2 protein-coding genes are annotated in these 2,074 nt (G+C 41.1%); one reads left to right on the top strand and one right to left on the bottom strand.

Annotated features, from left to right (window positions below):
* The coding region (locus I1A42_RS24610) for a sodium-dependent transporter (RefSeq protein ID WP_196125813.1) at nt 1–926 on the top strand (926 nt) is incomplete at its 5' end.
* Between the two features lie 57 nt (nt 927–983).
* On the opposite strand, the gene pepD is transcribed toward I1A42_RS24610, so the two are convergent.
* Nucleotides 984–2,074, bottom strand: a 1,091-nt coding sequence (gene pepD, locus I1A42_RS24605; protein ID WP_196125811.1) for a beta-Ala-His dipeptidase, incomplete at its 5' end; no start/stop codon positions are given.

Below are 2,074 nucleotides of genomic sequence, written 5' to 3'. Positions count from 1 at the left end.
AGAGAAATATATTTGGTGCGGTTATTTTTTATCTTCTGACTATTTTGATCGTTCAGGGAGGAATTAAGCGGGGTATTGAAAAGTGGTCTGTCAGACTAATGCCTTCTTTGTTTATTCTGTTTGCCGGATTGTTTGTTTACATTATGTTTCAGCCCGGTGCTGTTGATGGACTGAAGATGTATCTAATCCCGGATTTTTCCAAGATATGGGATAAAGATCTGCTCCTTGCTGCGATGGGACAAGGATTTTTCTCTTTGACCATTGGTGGTTGTTCAATGCTGATTTATGGTTCTTATCTGAGTAAGAGTGCTAATCTGCCAAAGATGGCGCTGAGTGTCACTTTAGTAGATACTGCTGTTGCCTTTATTGCTGGTTTGGTGGTTATGCCTGCGATGTTTGTGGCGATGGCTCAGGGAGTCGAGATTTATTCTTCCGATGGCAGTTTGTTAAATTCTGATACTTTGGTTTTCAGAGTTTTGCCTATGATGTTTGAAGGTCTGGGTTCTTGGGGAAGCATTGTATCTTTGATCTTTTTCCTGCTGTTAACGATTGCAGCATTAACTTCTTCAATTTCAATGCTGGAGTGCCCGGTTACTTTGGTAAGTGAACGTTTTAATGTCTCAAGAAATGTCTCAACATGGGGGTTGGGTATCCTGATCGCCCTGTTCAGCGGGGTTATTCTCTTTTCTTTTTCTTCTATGTTTGGTTTGGTTGCGACGCTGGCAACGCAATACCTTCAACCGATTGCTGCTTTGATGTTCTGCATCTTTGGCGGGTGGGTATGGAAAAGAAATAGAAAAGTGAATGAACTCAAGCAGGGATTCCCTGATTTTGAAAACCGTTTCTTCGGACGTATATGGCCGGTTTATGTCAAAGTGGTTTGTCCGGTTCTTGTTACGGCAGTGGTTTGGAATGCCATTTTTTAAATTTTACATTATTACTGTTATAAAATGGCCCCGTTCATAAATGATCGGGGCTTTTTATTATTTTTCGGGAATGTTTTCCAAAGTGGCGGTTAGCTGTTGCCAAAATTGTTCGACGGTTTTTATTTCTACCATTTCATCCGGAGAGTGGGGATGCTTAATGGTCGGACCGAAAGATATCATGTCCATATGAGGGTAGGGCTTTTTAAACAACCCACATTCCAGACCTGCGTGAATGACCATTATGTTGGGTTTATGGCCGTACATATTTTCATAGATGGATCGGAATAGTTTCATTATTTCTGAATCCGGATCCGGTTTCCAGCCCGGATACTGACCACTGAATTCAATTTTTGCACCCGATAAAGAAGACAAAGATGTGAGTATTCCTTCGACTTCTTCCTTTCCGGAATCAATTAATGAACGAATCAGGCTGATAATGGAAATATGTTCTTCTTCAGTTGTAATGACTCCGACATTAAGAGAGGTTTCAACAATACCGGAAAAATCTGAGCTCATTCTCATGACACCATTTGGAATGGCATTGAGCAGATTAATAAATGAATTTTGTGTGTTTTGGGTCCAGATATATGGCAATGTTTCATCAGTCATCGATAAAGACATATTGAGGTTCGTTTCGATTGAAGAAAACTCCTGTTTTATGCAATAGAGGTATTCTTCCAGGCTGATATTTAATTTAGAAAGTTTATGCTCCGGAATAACTCCGGTCAAAAATACTTCCCTTGGGATGGCGTTACGTAGCGAACCACCGGTAAATTTTGCCACTTTGATTTCTAGTTCATGAGCGTATTTAGCCAGAAACCGTCCCATTAATTTGTTCGCATTGGCCCTGCCAAGGTGTATATCAACCCCAGAATGACCACCACACAGTCCTTTCAGGCTTAGCTCAAAAGCTTTTATTCCTTCAGGTACTGGTTCTTTCTCCAGTGGCAGAAATATTTCACTATCAATTCCTCCGGCACAACCAACGTAGACTTCTCCTTCCTGCTCCGAATCGGTATTCAGTAAAATTTCGGCTTCGAGTAAATTCGGTTCAAGGTTTGAAGCGCCAGTCATGCCAGCTTCTTCATCAATGGTCAAAAGTATTTCAACAGGGCCATGTTGAATATTATCTGAAGCAAGAACCGCCA

It is taken from the genome of Vibrio nitrifigilis (assembly GCF_015686695.1).
Taxonomy (GTDB): domain Bacteria; phylum Pseudomonadota; class Gammaproteobacteria; order Enterobacterales; family Vibrionaceae; genus Vibrio; species Vibrio nitrifigilis.
The sequence above is the reverse complement of the archived record's forward strand: the minus strand, read 5'-3'. Positions and strand labels throughout refer to the sequence as shown.